Origin of the sequence: Streptomyces sp. NPDC093252, assembly GCF_040683675.1 — a bacterium.
In the GTDB taxonomy this organism is placed as follows: Bacteria; Actinomycetota; Actinomycetes; order Streptomycetales; family Streptomycetaceae; genus Streptomyces.
Genome location: NZ_JBFBEM010000013.1, coordinates 67,051 through 90,960 on the forward strand (window position 1 = coordinate 67,051; position 23,910 = coordinate 90,960).

General features: G+C 72.6%; 18 protein-coding genes and 1 tRNA gene. 16 read left to right on the forward strand and 3 right to left on the reverse strand.

Going from position 1 to position 23,910, the window contains the following annotated elements:
• Window positions 1-54 precede the first annotated feature (54 nt).
• From AB0O01_RS25980 to AB0O01_RS26005, 6 genes are all read left to right on the forward strand, one after another.
• The gene (locus tag AB0O01_RS25980; protein WP_365316969.1) at window positions 55-654 is read left to right on the forward strand and encodes a CGNR zinc finger domain-containing protein; all 600 of its coding nucleotides are present in this window, start codon (window positions 55-57) and stop codon (window positions 652-654) included.
• Window positions 655-1,040: 386 nt separating this feature from the next.
• Complete coding sequence (locus tag AB0O01_RS25985; protein ID WP_010039908.1) at window positions 1,041-1,562, forward strand: sigma-70 family RNA polymerase sigma factor; 522 nt, start codon at window positions 1,041-1,043, stop codon at window positions 1,560-1,562.
• Window positions 1,563-1,612: 50 nt separating this feature from the next.
• Window positions 1,613-2,389, forward strand: a complete 777-nt coding sequence (locus tag AB0O01_RS25990) for a zf-HC2 domain-containing protein (RefSeq protein ID WP_365316971.1) — start codon at window positions 1,613-1,615, stop codon at window positions 2,387-2,389.
• 248 nt (window positions 2,390-2,637) lie between these two features.
• A complete protein-coding gene (locus AB0O01_RS25995) occupies window positions 2,638-5,031 on the forward strand; it encodes a UvrD-helicase domain-containing protein (protein WP_365316972.1) in 2,394 nt (797 codons plus the stop codon).
• Window positions 5,032-5,523: 492 nt separating this feature from the next.
• A complete protein-coding gene (locus AB0O01_RS26000; RefSeq protein ID WP_365316974.1) occupies window positions 5,524-6,942 on the forward strand; it encodes an NAD-dependent malic enzyme in 1,419 nt (472 codons plus the stop codon).
• Window positions 6,943-7,312: 370 nt separating this feature from the next.
• Window positions 7,313-7,594 carry an HU family DNA-binding protein gene (locus tag AB0O01_RS26005; protein WP_004000874.1) on the forward strand — a complete coding sequence of 94 codons (282 nt, stop codon included), beginning with the start codon at window positions 7,313-7,315 and terminating at the stop codon, window positions 7,592-7,594.
• 154 nt (window positions 7,595-7,748) lie between these two features.
• Here AB0O01_RS26005 and murA read toward each other — a convergent pair whose 3' ends face one another.
• Complete coding sequence (murA, locus tag AB0O01_RS26010; protein ID WP_365316976.1) at window positions 7,749-9,089, reverse strand: UDP-N-acetylglucosamine 1-carboxyvinyltransferase; 1,341 nt, start codon at window positions 9,087-9,089, stop codon at window positions 7,749-7,751.
• A 270-nt stretch (window positions 9,090-9,359) separates the two neighbouring features.
• Between murA and AB0O01_RS26015 the strand changes: the two genes are divergently transcribed.
• From AB0O01_RS26015 to AB0O01_RS26060, 10 genes are all read left to right on the forward strand, one after another.
• Window positions 9,360-9,932, forward strand: a complete 573-nt coding sequence (locus tag AB0O01_RS26015) for a YqgE/AlgH family protein (RefSeq protein ID WP_365316978.1) — start codon at window positions 9,360-9,362, stop codon at window positions 9,930-9,932.
• A gap of 83 nt (window positions 9,933-10,015) precedes the next feature.
• A complete protein-coding gene (locus tag AB0O01_RS26020; RefSeq protein ID WP_355738500.1) occupies window positions 10,016-10,318 on the forward strand; it encodes a DUF3039 domain-containing protein in 303 nt (100 codons plus the stop codon).
• Between the two features lie 285 nt (window positions 10,319-10,603).
• The gene (locus AB0O01_RS26025) at window positions 10,604-11,905 is read left to right on the forward strand and encodes an extracellular solute-binding protein (RefSeq protein ID WP_365316979.1); all 1,302 of its coding nucleotides are present in this window, start codon (window positions 10,604-10,606) and stop codon (window positions 11,903-11,905) included.
• Window positions 11,906-11,911: 6 nt separating this feature from the next.
• Window positions 11,912-12,913 (forward strand): sugar ABC transporter permease, encoded by a 1,002-nt coding sequence (locus tag AB0O01_RS26030; RefSeq protein ID WP_365316981.1) that lies wholly within the window; start codon window positions 11,912-11,914, stop codon window positions 12,911-12,913.
• Entirely contained in the window at window positions 12,910-13,764 is an 855-nt protein-coding gene (locus AB0O01_RS26035; RefSeq protein ID WP_365316982.1) for a carbohydrate ABC transporter permease, read from the forward strand. The genes AB0O01_RS26030 and AB0O01_RS26035 overlap by 4 nt, the downstream gene beginning before the upstream one ends.
• Before the next feature lie 223 nt (window positions 13,765-13,987).
• Window positions 13,988-15,613, forward strand: a complete 1,626-nt coding sequence (locus AB0O01_RS26040; protein WP_365317249.1) for a beta-N-acetylhexosaminidase — start codon at window positions 13,988-13,990, stop codon at window positions 15,611-15,613.
• 366 nt (window positions 15,614-15,979) lie between these two features.
• Complete coding sequence (locus tag AB0O01_RS26045) at window positions 15,980-16,873, forward strand: FAD binding domain-containing protein (protein WP_365316983.1); 894 nt, start codon at window positions 15,980-15,982, stop codon at window positions 16,871-16,873.
• Window positions 16,870-18,681 (forward strand): 2Fe-2S iron-sulfur cluster-binding protein, encoded by a 1,812-nt coding sequence (locus AB0O01_RS26050; RefSeq protein WP_365316986.1) that lies wholly within the window; start codon window positions 16,870-16,872, stop codon window positions 18,679-18,681. The genes AB0O01_RS26045 and AB0O01_RS26050 overlap by 4 nt, the downstream gene beginning before the upstream one ends.
• Window positions 18,678-20,984 (forward strand): molybdopterin cofactor-binding domain-containing protein, encoded by a 2,307-nt coding sequence (locus AB0O01_RS26055; RefSeq protein WP_365316987.1) that lies wholly within the window; start codon window positions 18,678-18,680, stop codon window positions 20,982-20,984. Before AB0O01_RS26050 ends, AB0O01_RS26055 begins: the two co-directional genes overlap by 4 nt.
• A 368-nt stretch (window positions 20,985-21,352) precedes the next feature.
• On the forward strand, window positions 21,353-22,588 hold the full coding sequence (locus tag AB0O01_RS26060; RefSeq protein ID WP_365316988.1) for an SUKH-4 family immunity protein: 1,236 nt from the start codon (window positions 21,353-21,355) through the stop codon (window positions 22,586-22,588).
• A 25-nt stretch (window positions 22,589-22,613) separates the two neighbouring features.
• Here the strand turns inward: AB0O01_RS26060 and AB0O01_RS26065 are convergent, their stop codons facing one another.
• A complete protein-coding gene (locus tag AB0O01_RS26065; RefSeq protein WP_365316990.1) occupies window positions 22,614-23,603 on the reverse strand; it encodes a superoxide dismutase in 990 nt (329 codons plus the stop codon).
• Window positions 23,604-23,834: 231 nt separating this feature from the next.
• Window positions 23,835-23,909, reverse strand: a tRNA-Cys gene (locus tag AB0O01_RS26070).
• Window position 23,910 lies beyond the last annotated feature (1 nt).

The window sequence follows — 23,910 nt, forward strand, 5'->3', positions numbered from 1 at the left end:
CGCGGCCTCCCCGTGCCGCGCTCCCCAGGGCAACCCCTAGGCGGTGACAGGCACATGGCACTCGGTACGGCCACGGCCCGCTACGAGCCGCGGTTCGACACAGGACGTCTCTCCCTCGATCTCCTCGCGACCACCCACCCCGCGGAACGGCTCGGCTCCCTCACCGAACTCCGCGCCTGGATCACCGGCTCCGGCCTGGTCCCGCCCGGCACCCCCCTCACCCATGCCGACGCCGCCTGGCCACCGGCCTTCCGCGAACTCCGGGCCCATCTCGACGCGCTGGTCCGCTCCCGCCTGGCCCCCGGCCCCCGGACCGTCGCCGCCTCCCTGATCAGGGTCAACACCCTCGCCCGCGCCGCCGCGCCCCCGGCACCGCGCGCCGTCCGCGCCGCCGACGGGGACCTCGTACGGGAGCTGGCGGGTCCGCCCGAGTGCGCCGAACTGCTCGCGGCGCTGGCGCGGGACGCGGTGGAACTGCTCACCGACCCGGTGGCGCGGGCCGGGCTGCGGCAGTGCGCGGGCGACAACTGTCCCGTCGTCTATCTGGACACCTCCCGGGGCCGCCGGCGCCGCTGGTGCTCCAGCGAGGTGTGCGGCAACCGCGAGCGGGTGGCCCGGCACCGGCGCCGGGCGGCGGCGCTGGCACGGGCGTAGCCGGACGCGAGCCCTTCCCGGTCCCGGGCCCTCCCCACCCCAAGCCCCGCCGACCCCAGACCCCGCCGACCCCAAGCCCCCCGCCCCTTCCCACTGTGAGATACGCAACACCCCGCAACACCCCGTTTCCCCACCGGAGTTCGCGGGTACCAGCCCCGCCCTTGTCGCTGTGTGGGAAATGTAAAGGTCACGCGGTGGGAATGTGGGCTCATGTCCCGGTCGTCACCGCGGCGCGCGGAAACCGTGACTCCCCTTTGAACACCGGCCCCCCGGAGTCCGTACCCGGTGTCGAGCGACCGACTCGGGGGAACCCCCGGACACCGGAGGTGGGCGTGCGCAAGGATGCGGCCGTGGCCAATGAACGTGGATCGAGGGCCCGACATCGCATGTCCCAGCCCTCGGAGCCGGACGAGGAGCTGATGCGCGCGCTGTACCGCGAGCACGCCGGACCGCTGCTGGCCTATGTGCTGCGCCTGGTCGCGGGCGACCGGCAGCGGGCCGAGGACGTGGTGCAGGAAACGCTCATCCGTGCCTGGAAGAACGCCGGTCAGCTCAACCGAGCGACCGGATCGGTACGCCCCTGGCTGGTGACGGTCGCGCGCCGCATCGTCATCGACGGCCACCGCAGCCGGCAGGCCCGGCCGCAGGAGGTCGATCCGTCGCCGCTGGAGGTCATCCCCGCGGAGGACGAGATCGACAAGGCGCTGTGGCTGATGACGCTGTCCGACGCCCTCGACGACCTGACCCCGGCCCACCGGGAGGTGCTGGTCGAGACGTACTTCAAGGGGCGTACCGTCAATGAGGCGGCCGAGACTCTGGGGATACCCAGCGGCACGGTGCGGTCCAGGGTGTTCTACGCCCTGCGCTCGATGAAGCTGGCACTGGAGGAGCGGGGGGTGACGGCGTGATGAACACTTACGGGGGATACGGAACAGGGGGCCCGGGTATGTCTGGCTCCATGCAGCAGGGAACAGCGGGCCCGAACGAGCACGAGACCGTCGGCGCCTACGCTCTCGGCATCCTTGACGACGCGGAGGCGACCGCGTTCGAGGCGCATCTCGCCGGCTGCGAATGGTGTGCGCAGCAACTGGACGAACTGGCGGGCATGGAACCCATGCTGGCCGCCCTCGCCGACCTGCCCGGCACCGGCACCCCCGCGATCGGCGAGTCGCTCTCCGCGCGGCCCTCCCCGAGGCTCGCCGAGAAGCTGGTCGACGAGGTCGCCGAACGCCGGGCGCAGAAGCGCCGCCGCTCCTTCTACATGGTGGCCGCCGCCGCCGCGCTGATCGTGGGCGGCCCCTTCGTCGCCGTGGCCACCAACGGCGGCAGCGAGGGCGGCGGCTCCCCGAGCCCCACCGTCGAGGCGGCGGCCAGCCCGGCGAAGACCGCGTTCGACACCATGCCCGACCGCGCCTCCGCGACCGATCCCGACAGCGGGGTCGGTGCCACGGTCGCGATGCAGGAGAAGGCGTGGGGTACCGATGGCGTCCTGGAGCTGAAGAACGTCAAGGGCCCGCTCAAGTGCTCCCTGATCGCCGTCGGCGAGAACGGCGAGCGCGAGTCGATGAGCACCTGGTCCGTCCCCGAGTGGGGCTACGGCATCGAGGGCGCCCAGAGCGAGCAGGCCAGGAATCCGCTCTACATCCAGAGCGGCGCCGCCTTCAAGCCGGGCGAGATCGACCGCTTCGAGGTCGTCACCCTCGACGGCGAGAAGCTGGTGGAGATCGACGTCTGAGCCGGGGCCCGGGGCCCAGGGCCCGGGGACGCCCGGGGACGGTGGCCCGGCGCGGCCGGACAGGCGACGTCTGGGCCGGGACCCGGGGATGCCCAGGGACGCCCAGGGACGGCGTCCCGGCGCGCCGCCGAACAGGTGACGTGGCCGCGTCCCGCCCGTCCGGTGTGATCGGCCGGGCGGGCCCGTAGCCTTTCCCCGCCCGCGTCGCGTACGGTTAACGGCTGCCCAGCACGTCAGAAGGGGGCCCGGTGGCCGCTCAGGCGCAACAGGAATCCGCGCTCGACTCCCTCAGGGACCGGGAGATCGGTGTCGAACAGACACATCTGGACCGGGTGTACCGGCGCCTGGAGGAGAAGATCCACGAGGCCGAACTGCTGATGCGGGACGCGGGCCGCGGCGGCCAGGTCGGCACCCCCGGCGCGCTCGCCGAGCGGGACGCCCAGGTCTACCGCGCCGGAGTGCACCTGAGCAGGCTGAACAACGAGTTCGAGGACTTCCTCTTCGGCCGGATCGACCTGCTGGCCGGCAAGGACGGCAAGAAGGGCCCGGACGGCGCCTACACCGCCCTCGAGCCCGCCGAGGGCGCCATCCGCGACGACCGCACCGCCGATATCGCCGAGACCCTGCACATCGGCCGCATCGGGGTGCTCGACGAGGACTACGCCCCGCTGGTCATCGACTGGCGGGCACCCGCCGCCGCCCCCTTCTACCGCTCCACGCCGGTCGACCCCGGCCGGGTGGTCCGGCGCCGGGTGATCCGCTCCAAGGGCCGCCGGGTGATCAGCGTCGAGGACGATCTGATGCGCCCCGAGCTGACCGCGTCCCTGGACGGCCGGGAACTCGCGGTGATCGGCGACGGCGCCCTGATGGCCGCCCTCGGCCAGGCCCGCGGCCACACCATGCGGGACATCGTCGCCTCCATCCAGGCCGAGCAGGACCTGGTCATCCGCGCCCCCGCCGCCTCCGTGACCTATGTCGAGGGCGGCCCCGGCACCGGCAAGACCGCCGTCGCCCTGCACCGCGCCGCCTACCTCCTCTACCAGGACCGGCGCCGGTACGCGGGCGGCATCCTGATCGTCTCCCCGACCCCGCTGCTGGTCGCGTACACCGAGGGCGTGCTGCCCTCCCTCGGCGAGGAGGGCCAGGTCGCCATCCGCGCCATCGGCTCCCTGGTCGACGGCGCCGAGGCCACCCTCTACGACACCCCGGCCGTCGCCCGCGCCAAGGGCTCGTACCGGATGCTGAAGGTGCTGCGGAAGGCGGCCCGGGGCGCCCTGGAACAGGGCCGCACCCCCCAGACCCCCGCCCCCGCCCCCTCCGAACAGCTCGCCTTCGGCGACGACGAGGACACCCCCGTCACCCCCCGCCCCACCGCACCCCCCACCCGCCTGCGCGTCGTCGCCTTCGGCCGCCGTCTGGAGCTGGAGGCCCCGGCGCTGGAGCGCATCCGCCACACCGCCCTCAGCGGCACCGCCCCCGTGAACCTCCTGCGCCCCCGCGCCCGCAAGCTCCTGCTCGACGCCCTCTGGGAGCGCTCCGGCGCCGGAACCCGGCACTCCGACCCGGAGCTGGCCGCCGAGCTGCGCGCCTCCTTCGACGAGGACCTCCTCACCGAGGACGCCTTCATCGCCTTCCTGGACGCCTGGTGGCCCGAGCTGACCCCGCGCGGGGTGCTCGCCGCGATGGCCGACGAGCGCCGGCTCGGCCGCTGGGCCCGGCGGATCCTCACCCCCGGCGAGGTCCGCCGGGTCGCCCGCTCGCTCCAGCGCGACGGCCTCACCGTGCACGACATCGCCCTGCTGGACGAGCTCCAGGCCATCCTGGGCGCCCCCGCCCGCCCCCGGAAGCAGCGCGAGCCGGACCCGCTGGACCAGCTCACCGGCCTGGAGGAGCTGATGCCGGTGCGCGAGGAGTCCCGGCGCGAGCGCGCCGAGCGGCTGGCCCAGGAACGCACCGAGTACGCGCACGTCATCGTGGACGAGGCCCAGGACGTCACCCCGATGCAGTGGCGGATGCTGGGCCGCCGCGGCCGTACCGCCACCTGGACGGTGGTCGGCGACCCGGCCCAGTCCTCCTGGTCCGACCCGGACGAGGCCACGCACGCCCGTGACGAGGCCCTGCCCTCGACGGGGGGCACCGGCCGCTTCTCCCGGGGGCGCCGCTTCCGGCTCACCGTGAACTACCGCAACCCCGCCGAGATCGCCGAGCTGGCCGCCCGGATCCTCGCCCTGGCCATGCCCGGCGCCGAGTCCCCGACCGCGGTCCGCTCCACCGGCGTCGTCCCCCGCTTCACCGTCGTCCGCGACGGCCTCGGCCGGACGGTCCGGGCGGCGGCCGAGTCCCTGCTGGAGCAGGTCGACGGCACGGTCGGGGTGGTCGTCGCGATGAACCGGCGCGAGGAGGCCCGCCGCTGGCTCGCCGGGCTCGGCGACCGGGTGGTCGCCCTCGGCAGCCTGGAGGCCAAGGGCCTGGAGTACGACGCCACGGTGGTGGTCTCCCCGGCCGAGATCGCCGACGAGTCCCCGGCCGGGCTCCGGGTCCTGTACGTCGCCCTGACCCGGGCCACCCAGCAGCTCACGGTGGTCTCCCAGGACCGCGACGAGCCCGACGCCTCCGGCGTCCCGGACCTGCTGCGCGACTGACCGGCCGACCGCCCCCGCCCGACCGCCCCCGCCCGACCGCCCCCGCGCGGCCGATCGGGGGCGGCGCGGAAAGGAACCCGCGGTGCGGGAATGGCCGTACGGGATCGGTTTGTTAGCCTGGACGTGACACCGGCCCGATCCAAGCCCCCGGGCCCAACCTTCGTCGCTACGAGCGACCACTTGCCGCGAGGCGAGCATGGCGGGTCGGTGTCACTGACTCCACAAGGAGGTCCACGTCACTCATGTGACGTGGACCTCCTTTGTTGTGACCGGCTCACCGGGTCCCGTAGGCTTTCTCGTCTCTTCTCGTATAGTGGAAGTTTTTTTCCGTTCCAATCTCCCGGGCCCTTAGAATGGGGCCTGTCGTTCGGCCGTCCGGGTCTGTCGTGAACTCAATGAGCGCAACCCGGGGCGGCTGGCACGTACTCGGCGGTAGGTGCGACGATCGGACGGCACGAATCGGCGAGACCGTGAAAGCAGAGGAAGTCGGCCATGGCTACGGCGCCCAGCGTCTCCTACTCGATGACCATCCGGCTGGAGGTGCCCGCGAGCGGAACGGCCGTCTCGCAGCTCACCACCGCCGTGGAGTCCTCCGGAGGCTCGGTCACCGGCCTCGACGTCACCGCCTCCGGGCACGAGAAGCTCCGGATCGACGTCACGATCGCGGCCACGTCCACCGCGCACGCCGACCAGATCGTGCAGCAGTTGCGCGGTATCGAGGGCGTCACCCTGGGCAAGGTCTCCGACCGGACCTTCCTGATGCACCTCGGCGGCAAGATCGAGATGCAGTCCAAGCACCCCATCCGCAACCGTGACGACCTGTCGATGATCTACACCCCGGGGGTCGCCCGGGTGTGCATGGCCATCGCCGAGAACCCCGAGGACGCCCGCCGCCTCACCATCAAGCGCAACTCGGTTGCGGTCGTGACGGACGGCTCGGCGGTGCTGGGCCTCGGCAACATCGGCCCCAAGGCCGCGCTGCCGGTGATGGAGGGCAAGGCGGCCCTGTTCAAGCGGTTCGCCGGGATCGACGCCTGGCCGCTGTGCCTGGACACCCAGGACACCGACGCCATCGTGGAGATCGTCAAGGCCATCGCCCCGGGCTTCGCCGGCATCAACCTGGAGGACATCTCCGCGCCGCGCTGCTTCGAGATCGAGGCCCGGCTGCGCGAGGCCCTCGACATCCCCGTCTTCCACGACGACCAGCACGGCACCGCCATCGTCGTCCTCGCCGCGCTCACCAACGCCCTGCGCGTGGTCGGCAAGGGCATCGAGAACGTACGGGTCGTCATGTCCGGCGCGGGCGCGGCCGGTACGGCCATCCTGAAGCTGCTGCTGGCCGCCGGGGTGAAGAACGCGGTGGTCGCCGACATCCACGGTGTGGTGCACGCCGGGCGCGCGGACCTGGTGGACGCCGCCGCCGACTCGCCGCTGCGCTGGATCGCCGAGAACACCAACCCCGAGCACCTCACCGGCACCCTCAAGGAGGCCGTGCGCGGTGCGGACGTCTTCATCGGCGTCTCCGCCCCGAACGTGCTGGACGGGGACGACGTGGCGGCCATGGCGGACAACGCGATCGTGTTCGCGCTCGCGAACCCGGACCCCGAGGTCGAGCCCTCGGTGGCCCGGGAGACGGCCGCGGTGGTGGCCACCGGCCGCTCCGACTTCCCCAACCAGATCAACAATGTGCTGGTCTTCCCGGGTGTCTTCCGCGGTCTGCTGGACGCGCAGTCCAGGACGGTGAACACCGACATGATGCTTGCGGCGGCGAAGGCCCTCGCGGATGTCGTCACCGAGGACGAGCTGAACCCGAACTACATCGTCCCCAGCGTCTTCAACGACAAGGTCGCCTCGTCGGTGGCCGGGGCGGTACGGGAGGCCGCGAAGGCGGCGGCCGGAGCGGCGTCGTAGGCTGGCGGTGCGGAGCGGGGGCCGCGGGCGGTGCCGGACGGGCTGTGAAGGGCCTGTGCGCATCGCCGTGCGGGCCCCGGCCCCGGCGCGTCGCGGAACCGACCGGCGTCGAGGGGCATCTAGGGTGTCGCCAGGCTCAGGCCCTCTTTTCGTGTGACTCCCCAGGGTGTTCTCACGACGCGAGCGGGTGCCGGATTGGCATTCCCGCCGCAGGTAGGGGCAGGATGCGTCCCTGGGCGCGAGCGTCCGAGGGCGGACCCCGGGTGCGGGGATCGTCCGAGGGCCCTGGCAGCATCGGCTTCGCTGTGCCCAATATGCGGCTCCGCCGTATGGCACGCCTCAACGGCAAGATGAACACGGGAGTAACAACATGAACCGCAGTGAGCTGGTGGCCGCCCTGGCCGACCGCGCCGAGGTGACCCGCAAGGACGCCGACGCCGTGCTGGCCGCTTTCGCCGAGGTGGTGGGCGACATCGTCTCCAAGGGCGACGAGAAGGTCACCATTCCCGGCTTCCTGACCTTCGAGCGCACCCACCGTGCGGCTCGCACCGCCCGCAACCCGCAGACCGGTGACCCGATCCAGATCCCGGCCGGGTACAGCGTGAAGGTCTCGGCGGGCTCCAAGCTCAAGGAAGCGGCCAAGGGCAAGTAAGGGCACGCTGTCGCCGCCGGGGTCGGGCGCCGTTGGCGTCCGCGGGCCCGCTGCGGCTGGTGGCGCAGTTCCTGGCGCCCCTTGTCGAGGGCGTTGCAGTAGACGTTGATGGGCGGTCACCCCGGATGGGTGACCGCCCATTGGCGTACCGGGATCAGCCGAGCGGCTTGCCCGGGAGTTCCACCTTGGCCCCCAGCTCCATCAACTTCTCCATGAAGTTCTCGTAGCCCCGGTTGATGAGGTCGATCCCGTGGACGCGGGACGTGCCCTGGGCCGCCAGGGCGGCGATCAGATACGAGAAGCCGCCGCGCAGGTCGGGGATGACCAGGTCGCCGCCCTGGAGGGCGGTGGGCCCGGAGACGACCGCCGAGTGCAGGAAGTTGCGCTGACCGAAGCGGCAGTCGGAGCCGCCGAGGCACTCGCGGTAGAGCTGGATGTGCGCGCCCATCTGGTTCAGCGCGGAGGTGAAGCCGAGCCGGGACTCGTACACCGTCTCGTGGATGATGGACAGACCCGTGGCCTGGGTCAGCGCGACCACCAGCGGCTGCTGCCAGTCGGTCTGGAAGCCGGGGTGGACATCGGTCTCCAGCGCGATGGACTTCAGCCGTCCGCCGGGGTGCCAGAAGCGGATGCCCTCGTCGTCGATCTGGAAGGCCCCGCCCACCTTCCGGTAGGTGTTGAGGAACGTCATCATCGAACGCTGCTGCGCGCCGCGGACGTAGATGTCGCCCTCGGTGGCCAGCGCCGCCGACGCCCAGGACGCGGCCTCCAGCCGGTCCGGCAGGGCCCGGTGGGTGTAGCCGCCGAGCTTGTCGACCCCGGTGATGCGGATCGTGCGGTCGGTGTCGACGCCGATGATGGCGCCCATCTTCTGGAGGACGCAGATCAGGTCCTCGATCTCCGGTTCCACGGCCGCGTTGGAGAGTTCGGTCACGCCCTCCGCCAGCACGGCGGTCAGCAGCACCTGTTCGGTCGTGCCGACGGACGGGTACGGCAGCCGGATCTTCGTCCCGCGCAGCCCCTTCGGGGCCTCCAGGTACTGGCCGTCCGCGCGCTTCTCGATCGTCGCGCCGAACTGCCGCAGTACGTCGAAGTGGAAGTCGATGGGCCGGCCGCCGATGTCGCAGCCGCCGAGGCCCGGGATGAAGGCGTGGCCGAGGCGGTGCAGCAGCGGTCCGCAGAACAGGATCGGGATGCGCGACGACCCCGCGTGGGCGTCGATGTCGGCCACGTTCGCACTCTCGACGTGCGTCGGGTCGAGGACCAGCTCACCGGGCTCCTCGCCGGGCCGGACCGTCACCCCGTGCAACTGCAACAGGCCCCGGACGACCCGGACATCACGGATGTCCGGGACATTGCGCAGCCGACTCGGCTCACCACCCAGCAGCGCGGCCACCATGGCCTTCGGCACCAGGTTCTTCGCGCCGCGGACCCGGATCTCGCCCTGGAGCGGGGTGCCGCCGTGGACCAGCAGGACATCGTCGTTGACGGTCATGAATCTCGCGTTCCGTGGAGTGCGGGTGGGCCGGAGACACAGACTAATCGCCGTCGGCCCCCCTCCCGTAAGCCGTGGGGCGCCCCAGCCCTGTCATAGCTGTGTCACAACACGAACCGCGCCCGGCCGGGCACATGGGGTCACCGTCCGGCTCGGGCGGAGCGGCCCCGTCCGTGCGCCGGGGACGCTCCCTTCCGCCCCGGGCCTGCTCTCTCCCGCGCGGCGCCATTGCCTCCCCACGTGACAGGAAGATGCGGGATCATGTCAGGCATGACCGAGGTGTCCTCGCTCACAGGGCGGCTGCTCGTGGCCACGCCCGCCCTGGCGGACCCGAACTTCGACCGCGCGGTCGTGCTGCTCCTCGACCACGACGAGGAGGGCTCGCTCGGTGTCGTCCTCAACCGGCCCACCCCGGTGGGGGTCGGCGACATCCTGGAGAACTGGGCCGGCCTCGCGGGTGAGCCCGGTGTCGTCTTCCAGGGCGGCCCGGTCTCGCTGGACTCGGCGCTCGGTGTCGCCGTGATCCCGGGCGGTGGTTCGGCCGAACGGGCGCCGCTGGGCTGGCGCCGGGTGCACGGCGCGATCGGCCTGGTCGATCTGGAGGCCCCGCCGGAGCTGCTGGCCGCCGCCCTCGGCTCGCTCAGGATCTTCGCCGGATACGCGGGGTGGGGCCCCGGCCAACTGGAGAACGAGCTGGCCGAGGGCGCCTGGTACGTCGTCGAGTCCGAGCCCGGGGACGTCTCCTCGCCGGAGCCGGAGCGGCTGTGGCGCGAGGTGCTGCGCCGCCAGCGCAACGAGCTGGCGATGGTGGCCACGTACCCGGACGATCCGTCGCTGAACTGAGCCGGGCCGGGCCGGCCGACCCGTGCGCGGCCCGGGGGACGTCACCGGACCGAACGGTGTGAGCTTCAGTACTCTTGGTCCTTATGAGCACTCTTGAGCCCGAGCGCGGGACTGGTACGGGGACCCTCGTAGAGCCGACGCCGCAGACCTCCCACGGCGACGGTGACCACGAGCGCTTCGCCCACTACGTCCAGAAGGACAAGATCATGGCGAGCGCCCTCGACGGGACCCCCGTCGTGGCGCTGTGCGGCAAGGTCTGGGTGCCGGGCCGCGACCCCAAGAAGTACCCCGTCTGTCCCATGTGCAAGGAGATCTACGAGTCCATGGGCGCCGGCGGGGACGACGGCAAGGGTGGTAAGGGCGGCAAGGGCGGCGGCAAGAAGTAGTCCCCCGGTAGTTCCCCGGTAGTCCCCCCCCGGTACGCCCCCGGCCCCGGTCGGGGCGTCCGTGGACGAACAGAGGCCCCTGAGGTGTGTTCCGGCACACTTCGGGGGCTTTTGTGCGTTCTGTCCGAGGGGTGGCCGTTGCAGGGAATGCGTCGCCCGGTCACAGAGTGGTTGAGACCTCTTGTAAGTCCATTCATCCACTCCTTAACCTCCGGGTGTTGTGCACAGCGAAACAGGCATTGCGCATGTTGCAACGATGCAACGCACTCCCGGAGGAGCAACTCCATGAAGCTGTCCGTCCGTATGGCCTCCCTGCTGGTCGTCCCCGCCCTGCTGGCGGGCGCCGCCTGCGCCCCGTCGACCTCCGACAACTCCGCCTCCACCGAGGACGAGAAGACCGGCACCCTGCGGGTCTGGCTCTTCCAGGAGGTGAACAACCAGCCCAAGGAACAGGTCGTCGAGTCCGTCGTCGCGGAGTTCGAGAAGACCCACGAGGGCGCCGAGGTCTCCGTCGAGTACATCCCCGTCGAGACCCGCGCCCAGCGCATCAAGGCCGCCTTCAACGACCCGAAGAGCGCCCCCGATGTCATCGAGTACGGCAACACCGACACCGCGGGCTATGTGAAGGACGGCGGACTCGCCGACATCACCGCCGAGTTCGACGCCTGGGACGAGGCCAAGGACGCCGACCCGACCGCCCGCCAGTCCGTCACCGTGGACGGCAAGGTCTACGGCGCCCCCTTCTTCGTCGGCGTCCGCGCCCTCTACTACCGCACCGACGTCTTCGAGGAGCTGGGTCTGGAGGTGCCGAAGACCCAGGCCGAGCTGATCACCACCGCCAAGAAGATCCGCGAGGAGAAGCCGGACCTGTACGGTCTCGCGGTCGGCGGCGCCTACACCTATGGCGCGATGCCGTTCATCTGGGCCAACGGCGGTGAGATCGCCACCGGCAAGGACGGCTCCTTCGCCTCCGCCATCGACAGCGCCGCCGCCCAGAAGGGCATCGAGGCGTACACCTCGCTGTTCGGCGACGACAACTGTCCCGCCGCCAAGTGCGCCGGCTTCGGCGGCAACGACACCGTCACCGCCTTCGCCTCCGGCAAGGCCGGCATGGCCATCGGCGGCGACTTCAGCCACCAGGCCGTGGAGGCGGGCGCGGTCAAGGGCAAGTACGCGGTGGTGCCGCTGCCCGGCGTGGAGTCCGGCTCGATCGCCCCGGCGTTCGCGGGCGGCAACAACATCGGCGTGCTGAAGAGCACCTCCAAGCGCACCCTGGCCGTCGACCTGATGCAGGAACTGGCCTCCAAGCAGACCCAGGGCCAGCTCTTCGACGCCATGGGCTTCCTGCCCACCTACGCCGACGTCCGCGACGAGGCCGCCGCCAAGGACTCCTTCATCGAGCCCTTCGTGCAGACCCTCGCCGCCGAGACCAAGTTCGTCCCGGCCTCCCCGGCCTGGGCCGAGATCGACGCCTCCCAGGTCCTGCCGACCATGTTCCAGGAGATCGTCAGCGGCAAGAACGACGTCAAGGGCGCCGCGGCGGACGCGGCCGACAAGATGGACGCGTCGTTCGCGTCCGCGGGGTGACGGCCGGTGAGCGCACCCAGTAAGACAGGGGGCGATCCCCGCGGCCGGGTGCGGGACGCCGAGAGCGTCCCGCGCCCCCGCGGCGGCCGTACCGCCGGCCGTGCCCCGGGCCCCTCGGGGCGTCCGGGCGCACGCCGGTCCGGCTGGACCCCCTGGCTCTATCTCGCCCCCGCCCTCGTCGTCCTCGGCGGGCTGCTCGTCTACCCGATCTACCAGCTCGGTCTGATCTCGTTCCTGGAGTACACCCAGGCGCAGGTCAGCGGCGGTGAACCGACCACCTTCAAGGGCTTCGGCAACTACGCGGAACTCTTCGGCGACGAGCAGTTCTGGACGGTGCTGGTCTCCACCCTGGTCTTCGCCGCCGCCTGTGTGGTCTCCACCCTCGCCGTCGGCTGCGCGCTGGCCGTGCTCCTCACCCGGGTACGGGCGCTGCCCCGGCTGGCGCTGATGATGGCCGCGCTGGGCGCCTGGGCGACCCCGGCGGTCACCGGCTCCACCGTCTGGCTGCTGCTGTTCGACCCGGACTTCGGCCCGGTCAACCGCATCCTCGGCCTCGGCGACTACTCCTGGACCTACGGCCGCTACAGCGCCTTCTTCCTGGTGCTCCTCGAAGTCGTCTGGTGCTCCTTCCCGTTCGTGATGGTCACCGTCTACGCCGGGATCCGCGCCATCCCCACCGAGGTGCTGGAGGCGGCCTCCCTGGACGGCGCCTCGCAGTGGCGGATCTGGCGCTCGGTGACGGCCCCGATGCTCCGCCCGATCCTGGTGATCGTCACCATCCAGTCGGTGATCTGGGACTTCAAGGTCTTCACCCAGATCTACGTCATGACCAACGGCGGCGGTATCGCGGGCCAGAACATGGTCTTGAACGTCTACGCCTACCAGCAGGCGTTCGCGTCCTCGCAGTACAGCCTCGGCTCGGCGATCGGCGTCGTGATGCTGCTGATCCTGCTGGCCGTGACCCTGGTCTATCTGCGGCTGCTGCGCCGCCAGGGGGAGGAACTGTGAGTGTCGTGCGTTCCCTGATACGGCGGCCCCGGCGCCCTTGGCGCCTCGCCGCCGAGGCGTCCGCGCTGCTGATCGCCGTCGCCGTCGCCTTCCCGCTGTACTGGATGGTGCTGAGCGCCTTCAAACCGGCCGGCGAGATCGAGTCGACCGAGCCGCGGCCCTGGACGCTCTCCCCGTCGCTGGATTCCTTCCGGCGGGTGTTCGGGCAGCAGGAATTCGGCCGGTATTTCCTCAACAGCCTGCTCGTCGCGAGCTGTGTCGTCATCGCCTCGGCGCTCATCGCCTTTCTCGCGGCGACCGCCGTCACCCGGTTCAAGTTCCGCTTCCGGACCACCGTGCTGATCATGTTCCTGGTGGCCCAGATGGTGCCGATCGAGGCGCTCACCATCCCCCTGTTCTTCCTCATGCGGGACTTCGGCCAGCTCAACACCCTGGGCGCGCTGATCCTGCCGCACATCGCCTTCTCCCTGCCCTTCGCGGTGTGGATGCTGAGGGGATTCGTGAAAGCGGTGCCGGAAGCGCTGGAGGAGGCCGCGTATCTGGACGGGGCGAGCCGCTCGCGATTCATGTGGCAGATCCTTTTCCCCCTGGTCTTCCCGGGCCTTGTGGCGACGAGTGTGTTCTCCTTCATCTCGACCTGGAACGACTTCCTGTTCGCCCGCTCCTTCATCATCAGCGACACCTCCCAGTCCACCCTTCCGATGGCCCTGCTGGTCTTCTACAAACCCGACGACCCCGACTGGGGAGGCGTGATGGCCGCCTCCACCGTGATGACGATTCCGGTGCTGGTCTTCTTCGTCCTGGTCCAGCGACGACTGGTCTCCGGACTGGGCGGAGCGGTCAAGGACTGACCCCGAACGGGCCCGACCAGGCCCGACCGGGCCCGACCGACCCACCGGTACCCATGAGTTTCCCGTGAGCTTCCCGGAGTTGACTTCTGACGTGCCTTCCGATGCGACCGCCGTGAATTCTGAGACCTCTGCCTTTTCCTCGACTCCCGCGACTTCCGCGACTTCTCTGGAGGGGACTCCCGTGCCTGTGGCTTCCGTGCCTGTGACTTCGCCGACGGAACTGATTCCGGCGCCCCTGCGGGTGACCGCCGACGGGGACGGCTCCCTCCCACTCGGACCGGGGACGGCCCTGGTCGCGGGCGCGGGGACGGAGACCACGGCCCGCTGGCTGCGCGCCGAACTGGGCGCCGCGACCGGCCTGCCCTTCCCCCCGGCCACCGACGGCACCACCCCCGCCGTACGGCTCTCCCTGGACCCGGCGATCGGTGAGGGGGATGACGGACCCGGCGCCGAGGGCTACCGCCTGGACATCACCGCGGACGGGGTGGAACTGACCGGCGCGGACCCCGCCGGGCTCTTCCACGGGGCGCAGACCCTGCGGCAACTGCTCGGCCCGGACGCCTTCCGGCGCGCCCCGCTGCCCGGCCGCGACTGGCGGCTCCCGCTGGCCCGGATCGAGGACGCCCCGCGCTTCCGCTGGCGCGGCATGATGCTCGACGTGGCCCGGCACTTCATGCCCAAGGAAGGCGTGCTGCGCTATCTCGACCTGCTGGCCGCGCACAAACTCAACGTCTTCCACTTCCATCTGACGGACGATCAGGGCTGGCGCGTCGAGATCAAGCGCCATCCGAGGCTGACCGAGGTGGCCTCCTGGCGCTCACGCACCAAATGGGGGCACCGCGCCTCACCGCTGTGGGAGGACCGGCCGCACGGCGGCTTCTACACCCAGGACGACATCCGCGAGATCGTCGCCTACGCCGCCGCCCGGCATATCACCGTCGTCCCCGAAATCGACATCCCGGGGCACTCGCAGGCCGCCATCTCGGCGTATCCGGAACTCGGCAACACGGATGTCACCGACACCACCTCCCTCTCCGTCTGGGACACCTGGGGCGTCTCCAAAAACGTACTCGCCCCCACTGACAACGTCCTCCGCTTCTACGAAGGGGTGTTCGAGGAACTCCTGGAACTCTTCCCCGGCGAGTTCATCCACGTCGGCGGGGACGAATGCCCGAAGGACCAGTGGCGCGACTCCCCGCTCGCCCAGGCCCGGATCCAGGAACTCGGGGTGAAGGACGAGGACGGGCTCCAGTCCTGGTTCATCCGGCACTTCGACCGCTGGCTCGCCGAGCGGGGCCGCCGGCTCGTCGGCTGGGACGAGATCCTGGAGGGCGGCCTCGCCGAGGGCGCCACGGTCTCCTCCTGGCGCGGCTACGAGGGCGGGATCGCCGCCGCGCGGGCCGGCCACGATGTCGTCATGTGCCCCGAGCAGCAGGTGTATCTGGACCACCGTCAGGACGGCGGCCCCGATGAGCCGGTGCCGATCGGATTCGTGCGCACCCTGGAGAACGTGTACCGGTTTGAGCCGGTTCCCGAGGAACTGACGGTGGAGGAGGCCCGGCATGTCCTGGGCACCCAGGCCAATGTCTGGTCCGAGGTGATGGAGAACTCCGCCCGCGTCGACTACCAGGTCTTCCCCCGGCTCGCCGCCTTCGCCGAGGTGGCCTGGAGCGCCCTGCCCGCCCCGGCGGAGCGGGACTTCGCGGACTTCGAGCGCCGGATGACCGCGCACTACGGGCGGCTCGACGCGCTCGGGGTCGCCTACCGGCCGCCCACGGGCCCCAAGCCCTGGCAGATGCGGCCGGGGGTGATCGGGCGCCCGATCGACGGGGAGCCGCCGCGGCGGTGACGCCGGGGCCGGGAGGGCGGTGACGCCGGGAGCCGGGAGGGGGGATCCGATCATCCCTCCCTCCCTCCCGGCTCTTCACCCGGGGTTCCCGGGGTATCTGTGGTCCCCCGGTCTCCGGGTCCCCCGGGTCCCCGAACAGATAATGAAAAAAGCTCCCAAGGGTCATCGAAGAGGAGCAATTGCCGCGCGTGGGTGATGCCTCGTGAAATCGGGTCATCCCCACGACGAGGCGGGTGAATGCCTCCTAGCGGACCCCCGCGTCCGTGCCCTGCGAAGATGTGCCAGAGTTGCCCCGTCCGCCCGGTCAGCACGTACCGTACGGCGCACAGGTGGGAACAGTGGGGGCAGCGGGAAGGGGCAGCCGGTTTGACCACGCACGCACCGCAGGCGGCGCAGCCCGTCACGCTGCCCACGACGCTCGACGAGGCCGTGGCGGCGCTCACCGCGCAGCCCGCCGCCGTGCCCGTCGCGGGCGGCACCGACCTCATGACCTCGGTCAACTCCGGCCAGCTCCGCCCGGCCGCGCTGGTCGGCCTCGGCCGGATCAGCGAGATCCGCGGCTGGCAGTACCAGGACGGCCACGCGCTGCTGGGCGCCGGACTCACCCACGCGCGGATGGGCCGCCCCGACTTCGCCGCCCTCATCCCCGCGCTCGCCGCCGCCGCCCGCGCGGCCGGCCCCCCCCACATCCGCAACGCCGGCACCCTCGGCGGCAACATCGCCTCCGCCTCGCCCACCGGTGACGCGCTGCCGGTGCTGGCCGCCCTGGAGGCCACCCTCGTCATCGCCGGGCCGGACGGCGCCCGCCGCGAGATCCCGGTCTCCCATCTGCTGGCCGGGGTCGAGATGCTCCGCGCGGGAGAGCTGATCGGCTTCGTGCGCGTCCCTCTGCTGCACGCGCCCCAGGTCTTCCTCAAGGCAACGGCCCGTACCGGCCCCGGCCGCGCGGTCGCCTCCGTCGCCCTCGTCCTGGACCCCGCCCGGCGCGGGGTGCGGTGCGCCGTCGGTGCCATAGCGCCGATGCCGCTGCGCCCCCTGGACGCCGAGCAGTGGGTCGCCCGGCTCATCGACTGGGACAACGACCGCGCGCTTGTCCCCGAGGCGCTCAGCGCCTTCGGCGAGTACGTGGCCGCCGCCTGCATCCCCGACCCGGCCCCGGCCGAGGACGGCTCCGTACCGCAGCTTCCGCCCGCCGTACTGCATCTGCGGCGGTCCGTCGCCGCGCTGGCCCGACGAGCACTGGGGAGGGCGCTGTCGTGACCGACGACCAGCACGGAGAGGGCACCCCCCGGGGCGGGGGCCGCTGGGACCCGCTGCCCCAGGGCGAGTACGACGACGGCGCCACCGCCTTCGTCAAGCTCCCCGAGGGCGGTATCGACGCCCTCATGGCGTCCGCCGACAGCCCGCTCGCCGCACCCGGCCACGGCTATGTGCCGCCCGCCATCACGGTCACCCCGGCCGCGCCCGCCGCCACCGACCCGTCCGCCACCGGCACCTGGACCACCCTCCCGGCCGCCCCCGTGGACGCCGCCCAGTGGCAGCACGCCGGGGACGACACCGGTACCGGCCACCAGGGACCCGCACAGGAGCAGTACGGGGGCGCGCCCGGCGACGGATTCGCGTACCACCCGGGTGCCACCGGGCAGTGGAACTTCGGGGAGGCGGTGGCGGCGGAGGCGTCGGCCGCCGCCGCGCCGGGCCACGATGTGACCGGCCAGTGGTCGATTCCGGTGGCGGACGGCGATCTCCCGGACGAGTCCGGCGAGTTCAGCACGTCCGCGCTGGTCGAGCAGTGGGGCGGCACCCCGCCGCCGACGCTCCCCGGGGGCGCCGCCGCGCCCTGGGCCACCGAGGGCGGCGCGGGCCGGGCATGGGCCCCGGAGGGCGACGCGGGGCCGGGGAGCGGGGTACGGCCGGAGAGCGCCCCGCGGGCCGAGAGCGCCCCACTGTCCAAGAGCGACCTGCGCCCGGAGGGCGATCTGCGCCCCGAGGGTGATCTGCGCGCCGGTACCCCGGAGCGGCACTACGGGGAGCCCGTCCCGTCCGGTGAGCCGGTGACGTCCAGCGTGTCGCGCCCGCGGCCCGCGGGGGCCGGACCGGTGGAGGTGCCGGAGGCGTCCGGGGGGACCGAGCTGTCCGGTGCGTCCGGTGCGTCGGTGGCCGCCGGGTCGGTCGCGGTGCCCGGGGCCGCCGAGCGGGCCGTGGAGCCCCCGGCGGAGCCCGTCGCGGACTCGGGCCCGGACGGGACCTCCGAGGCGCCGGAGGAGGCCGCCGGGCCCGCCACCGGGGCCGTCCCGGACGGCGACGGAGCCCCCGCCGCCGCCAACCCCGCCGAACCCCATGACGATCCGGACACCCCGGATACTCCGGACACCCCCGCCGAGCCGCCCCCCGCCCCCCACGACGACCACCCCGTCGCCTCCTACGTGCTCCGGGTGAACGGCACCGACCGGCCCGTCACCGGGGCCTGGATCGGCGAGTCGCTGCTCTATGTGCTGCGCGAGCGGCTCGGGCTCGCGGGCGCCAAGGACGGCTGCTCGCAGGGCGAGTGCGGCGCCTGCAACGTCCAGGTCGACGGCCGCCTCGTCGCCTCCTGCCTGGTGCCCGCGGTCACCGCGTCGGGCAGCGAGGTGCGCACCGTCGAGGGCCTCGCCGCCGACGGACAGCCCTCCGACGTCCAGCGCGCGCTGGCCCGGTGCGGTGCCGTGCAGTGCGGCTTCTGCGTGCCCGGCATGGCGATGACCGTCCACGATCTGCTGGAGGGCAACCCGGCGCCCACCGCGCTGGAGACCCGCCAGGCACTGTGCGGCAACCTGTGCCGCTGCTCCGGCTACCGCGCGGTGGTCGACGCCGTGCAGGAGGTCGTCGCGGAGCGCTCCGCGGGCAGCGGCGGCGAGTCCGCCGAACACGACGGCACCGAGGCGCGTATCCCTCACCAGGCGGGCCCCGGGTCCGGCGGGGTCAACCCGTCGGCGTTCGACCCGCCCAGAAACCAGGGCCAGGGCCGGGCGCGTGACCAGGGCCACGGAAACGGAACCGGACCGGGACAGGACGGAGGCCAGGCGTGAGCAACGAAGCCGCCACCGCGACCACGGCGGAGGCCGTCCCCGCCGCCGAGCCGATCCCGCACGGCCTCGGCGCGTCCCTGCCCGCCGCCGACGCGCGCGCCAAGACCGAGGGCACCTTCCCCTACGCCGCCGACCTGTGGGCCGAGGGCCTGCTGTGGGCCGCCGTACTGCGCTCCCCGCACCCGCACGCGCGCATCCTGTCCATCGACACCTCCCACGCGCGCGAGATGCCCGGCGTGCGGGCCGTGGTCACCCACGAGGACGTGCCCGGCGCCGCCCTGCACGGCCGGGGCACGGCCGACCGGCCCGTCTTCGCCTCCGAGGTGGTCCGTCACCACGGCGAACCCATCGCCGCCGTCGCCGCCGACCACCCCGACACCGCGCGGATGGCCGCCGCCGCCGTCATCGTCGAGTACGAGGTGCTCGACCCGGTCACCGACCCCGAGCAGGCGTTCGAGGCCGAGCCGCTGCACCCCGACGGCAACCTCATCCGCCACATCCCGCTGCGCCACGGCGACCCGGACGCCGACGGCGAGATCGTCGTCGAGGGCCTGTACCGGATCGGCCGCCAGGACCCCGCCCCCATCGGCGCCGAGGCGGGCCTCGCCGTGCCCCGGCCCGACGGCGGGGTGGAGCTGTACCTGGCCTCCACCGACCCGCACAACGACCGCGACACGGCCGCCGCCTGCTACGGCCTCGAACCCGACCGCGTCAAGATCGTCGTCACCGGTGTGCCCGGTGCCACCGCCGACCGCGAGGACCAGGGCTTCCAGCTCCCCCTGGGACTGCTCGCCCTCAAGACCGGCTGCCCGGTCAAACTCACCGCCACGCGCGAGGAGTCCTTCCTCGGCCACGTCCACCGCCATCCCACCCTGCTGCGCTACCGGCACCACGCCGACGCCGACGGCAGGCTGGTCAAGGTCGAGGCGCAGATCCTGCTGGACGCGGGCGCCTACGCGGACACCTCGGCGGAGGCGCTGGCCGCCGCCGTGTCCTTCGCGTGCGGCCCCTACGTCGTCCCCCACGCCTTCATCGAGGGCTGGGCGGTCCGCACCAACAACCCCCCCTCCGGCCATGTCCGGGGCGAGGGCGCCATGCAGGTGTGCGCCGCCTACGAGGCGCAGATGGACAAGCTCGCCAAGAAGCTCGGCGTGGAACCCGCCGAACTGCGGCTGCGCAACGTCCTCGCCACCGGCGACGTCCTGCCCATCGGCCAGACGGTGACCTGCCCCGCGCCGGTCGCCGAACTCCTCCAGGCGGTCCGCGACTTCCCGCTGCCCCCGCTGCCCAAGGACACCCCCGAGGACGAGTGGCTGCTGCCCGGCGGCCCCGAGGGCGCGGGCGAGCCGGGCGCGGTGCGCCGGGGCGTCGGCTACGGCCTGGGCATGGTGCACATGCTGGGCGCCGAGGGCGCCGACGAGGTCTCCACGGCCACCGTCAAGGTCCAGGACGGGGTCGCCACGGTCCTGTGCGCGGCCGTCGAGTCCGGCCAGGGCTTCACCACCCTCGCCCGCCAGATCGTCCAGGAGACCCTGGGCGTCGACGAGGTCCATGTGGCGCCCGTCGACACCGACCAGCCGCCCGCGGGCGCGGGCTGCCGGGGCCGCCACACCTGGGTCTCCGGCGGCGCGGTGGAGCGGGCCGCGAAGATGGTCCGCACCCAGCTCCTCCAGCCCCTGGCGCACAAGTTCGGCATGTCCACCGAACTCCTCCAGATCGCCGATGGCAAGATCACCTCCTACGACGGTGTCCTGTCCACGACCGTCGCCGAGGCGCTGGAGGGCAAGGAGCTGTGGGCCACCGCGCAGTGCCGCCCGCACCCGACCGAACCGCTCGGCGAGCACGGCCAGGGCGACGCCTTCGTGGGGCTCGCCTTCTGCGCCATCCGCGCGGTGGTCGACGTCGACATCGAGCTGGGCTCGGTCCGGGTGGTGGAGCTGGCGGTCGCCCAGGACGTCGGCCGGATCCTCAACCCGGCGCAGCTCGCGGCGCGGATCGAGGCCGGGGTCACCCAGGGCGTCGGCATCGCCCTCACCGAGAACCTGCGCACCCCGCGCGGCACGATCCGCCACCCCGACCTGACCGGCTACGCCCTGCCGACGGCGCTGGACGCCCCGGACATCAGGATCGTGAAGCTGGTCGAGGAGCGGGACGTGGTGGCGCCGTTCGGCGCGAAGGCGGTCAGCGCGGTGCCGGTCGTCGCCTCCCCGGCGGCCATCGCCTCCGCGGTCCGCGCGGCCACCGGCCGCCCGGTGAACCGCCTGCCCATCCGCCCGCAGGCCGCGGTGGTCACCTCGGGGTGAGGGGCGGGAGACGGCGACCGCGGCGACATCCGGAGCGCGTTCGCCGGGACAGCGCTCCGGACCGTCGCCGCCGGGATGCCCCCCGGAACAACCAAGCCGGTCCTTTCGACGTCTGACCGGGTGGCCGGATGCTGCGGGCGTCGACGGCCGGGCGGCGCGTCCGCCGGCCGAGCGGGCGGGCCGGAGCCGGACCGGCGGCCGGAAGCGGCGGTCCGAGCCGGGCCGGGTCGGTGAACATCCGCCCCGCGAACCGCGTTTGTGCAGGTCGGAGCCCATTGTCAGTGGCAGCCCGTAGTGTTGCGGGCAGTGGGGACGGCCGCGGGATCGGGCGGACGGACCGACCCCTGACCACCATGCACGGGGGAGCTATGAGCACGACCGGCGCCGTCACAGCGGCCATCACCCTGACCGATTTCGACCTGGACCCCTACATCACGCACGCGCCCACCCGGCACTGGCTGACGGGCCCCGGACTGCCCTGCGCGAGCGACCTGCTGACCTTCGAGCGGCTCCGGACGGACGGGCTGCGCACGGTCGCCGACACCACCGCCGACCCCGGGTTCCTCACGGCGGAGCTGCGCGACCGCCTGGTGGTAGGCGGGCTGCTCACCCCCGGGGGCCGCGCGGGCGAGTCGCTCCTGCTCGACGGCGCGACGGGCGCGATCACCACGGCGTACTTCTCCTTCGACCTCCCGGCCACCTCGCCCACCCCTGCCGCCCCCGCCGCTCCGGCCACCCCGGCACCGGCCGCCCCTGCCCCGCGCCCGCTGGCCCCCTCCCTGCGCGCCCTGGTCACCTTCGCCGCGGCGACGGAGGAACTGGCCGAGCTGCGCGGCCGGTTCGCCGCCTTCGCCGGACGCCATGGCACCAAGGCCGCCCAGGAGGCGTCCCGGCAGCTCCTGGCGGTCTTCGAAGAGGGCTCGGAAGGCTCGGAAGGCGCGCTGGCGCCGTACTGGAAGATGGCCGCGCTGATCCGCCCGCTGGCCCTGGTCGCCGGTCCGGGCACCCGTTCCGGGCTCACCCTCGATCTCCCGGCGCGGCTGCTGGAGGGTGAGTTCGGTCCCGGCCGCCTCGCCCACTTCGAGGACGTCGACTGCCCGGCCCCGCTCACCCATGAGCCGACCCGCCGCTTCCTGCGCGAGACCGGCCTCCCGGAGGACGGCACCCTGTTCACGCTGGACACGGACGTACGGCTGCCGACCCTCGCCGAGTACTACGCCGACGAGTACGAGGGCGGGCTCCCCGCCGACGCCCTGCCGCCGCGTGCGGACTGCCTGATCCGCCTGGGCCGCCTGGTGGACGATCACGCCCTGCTGGTCGACGGCGCGACCGGTGAGGTGCTGGCCTGGAGCGAGCGGGAGGCGACCCTCAGCCCGCTCAACACGGATGTCTCCACCCTCGCCTTCACCCTCTGGCTGCTGCACCGCGAGCGCGCCATCGACCGCGAACTGTCCCACGAGCTGACCACCGACGCCTACGACCAGCTCGCGGCCACCATGATCCGGGTCCTCAGATCCGTCGACCCCGCGGGCTCCCCCCACCACCCGGTGGACTGGGAGTACTGGACCCGGCTCTTCCAGGACGAGTCCGCCGGAGTCCTGTGAGGTCCCCTGAGCCCACGGGCCGCCCTCAGAGCGGTACGCCGATCGCGCTGTAGGCGGTGGTGGGCGTGGGTGGTGTGTCGAAGCGGGCGTTGACCACATACAGCCGGTCGCCGTAGCGGGCGGCGGTGGTGGGCACGTCGTAGCGCGGGTCGGTGATCACCCGGCGGAGCACGGCGGTGCGGGCTCCGGCGTCCAGATCGAGCACGCTGACCTGGTGGAGCCGGTTCTGGACGACATAGAGGGTGCGGCCGACCCGCAGCAGGCCGTCGCCGTAGGTGAGGGAGGAGGTGCCGCTCAGGGCGATCTCGACCGCGGTGCCGGTGTCCAGGGGGACGCGGTAGAGCCGGCCGCCGCCGACGACGATCAGGGCCCTGCCGTCGGCGGTGCCGACCAGGCCGTTGGCGCCGATCCCGCTGGCGGGCTGCACCCAGTCGCCGCCGAGCGGCAGCGCGCGGACCGTGCCGGTGCGCCGCCCGCGCGGGACGCCGTGGAGGACGGCGCCGTAGGAGTCGGTGAACCACGCCCGGTCGCCGAGGAGGACGGCGTCGTTGATGAAGTGACCGGTCGGGTCGGTGAGCCGGTAGTGGGCGACCAGTTCGCCGGTGCGGGAGTCCACGACCCGGGCGGCGCCCCCGGTGGACCCCGACGACAGATAGAGCAGTCCGTCGCCGTCGATCTTCAGACCGTTGGTGGCGGTGCCGGTCTCGCCCGCGTAGACCAGCGTGCCCCGGCCGGTGCGCAGCTTCGCGCGGTACACGGCCCCGTCGGCGCGGGAGCCGAAGTAGGCGTAGGGACCGGTGCCGATGGCGATGCCCTCGGGCAGGAAGCCGTCGGGGAGCGGGATCTCGGTGGGCCACGCGGCGGTGGGCCGGGTGGTGGAGGCCGTCGCGGTCGAGGAGGGCGCGGCGGTGGCGGAACCGGTGCCGAGGGCAGCGGTGAGAGCAGCGAGCGCGGCGCCGCCGAGAACGGTACGGCGAGGAAGGTGAAAGGGGTGATTCGGGTGGTTCCGGGACACGGCTCGGCCTCCGGGGCGAGTGAGGTGGGGCTCGGCGAAGCCCCGAGACAACCACCGCACTCTGTGAGCGGGATGAGAAGTGGGGGAGGGGGGAGAGGAGGGGAGAGGGGGGAGGAGAGCCGTCGCTCCCCGCCTCTGCCGCAGCTCCAGCCCGCCTCGCAGGACGACGGGGAGACCGGAATGACGGAGACCGGGATGAAGGAGACCGTAGTGACGGAGACCGGAATGACGTGGAGACCGTGGCGGGAATCGAACCCGCGTAACTGGATTTGCAGTCCAGCCCCTGAGCCTCTCGGGCACACGGTCG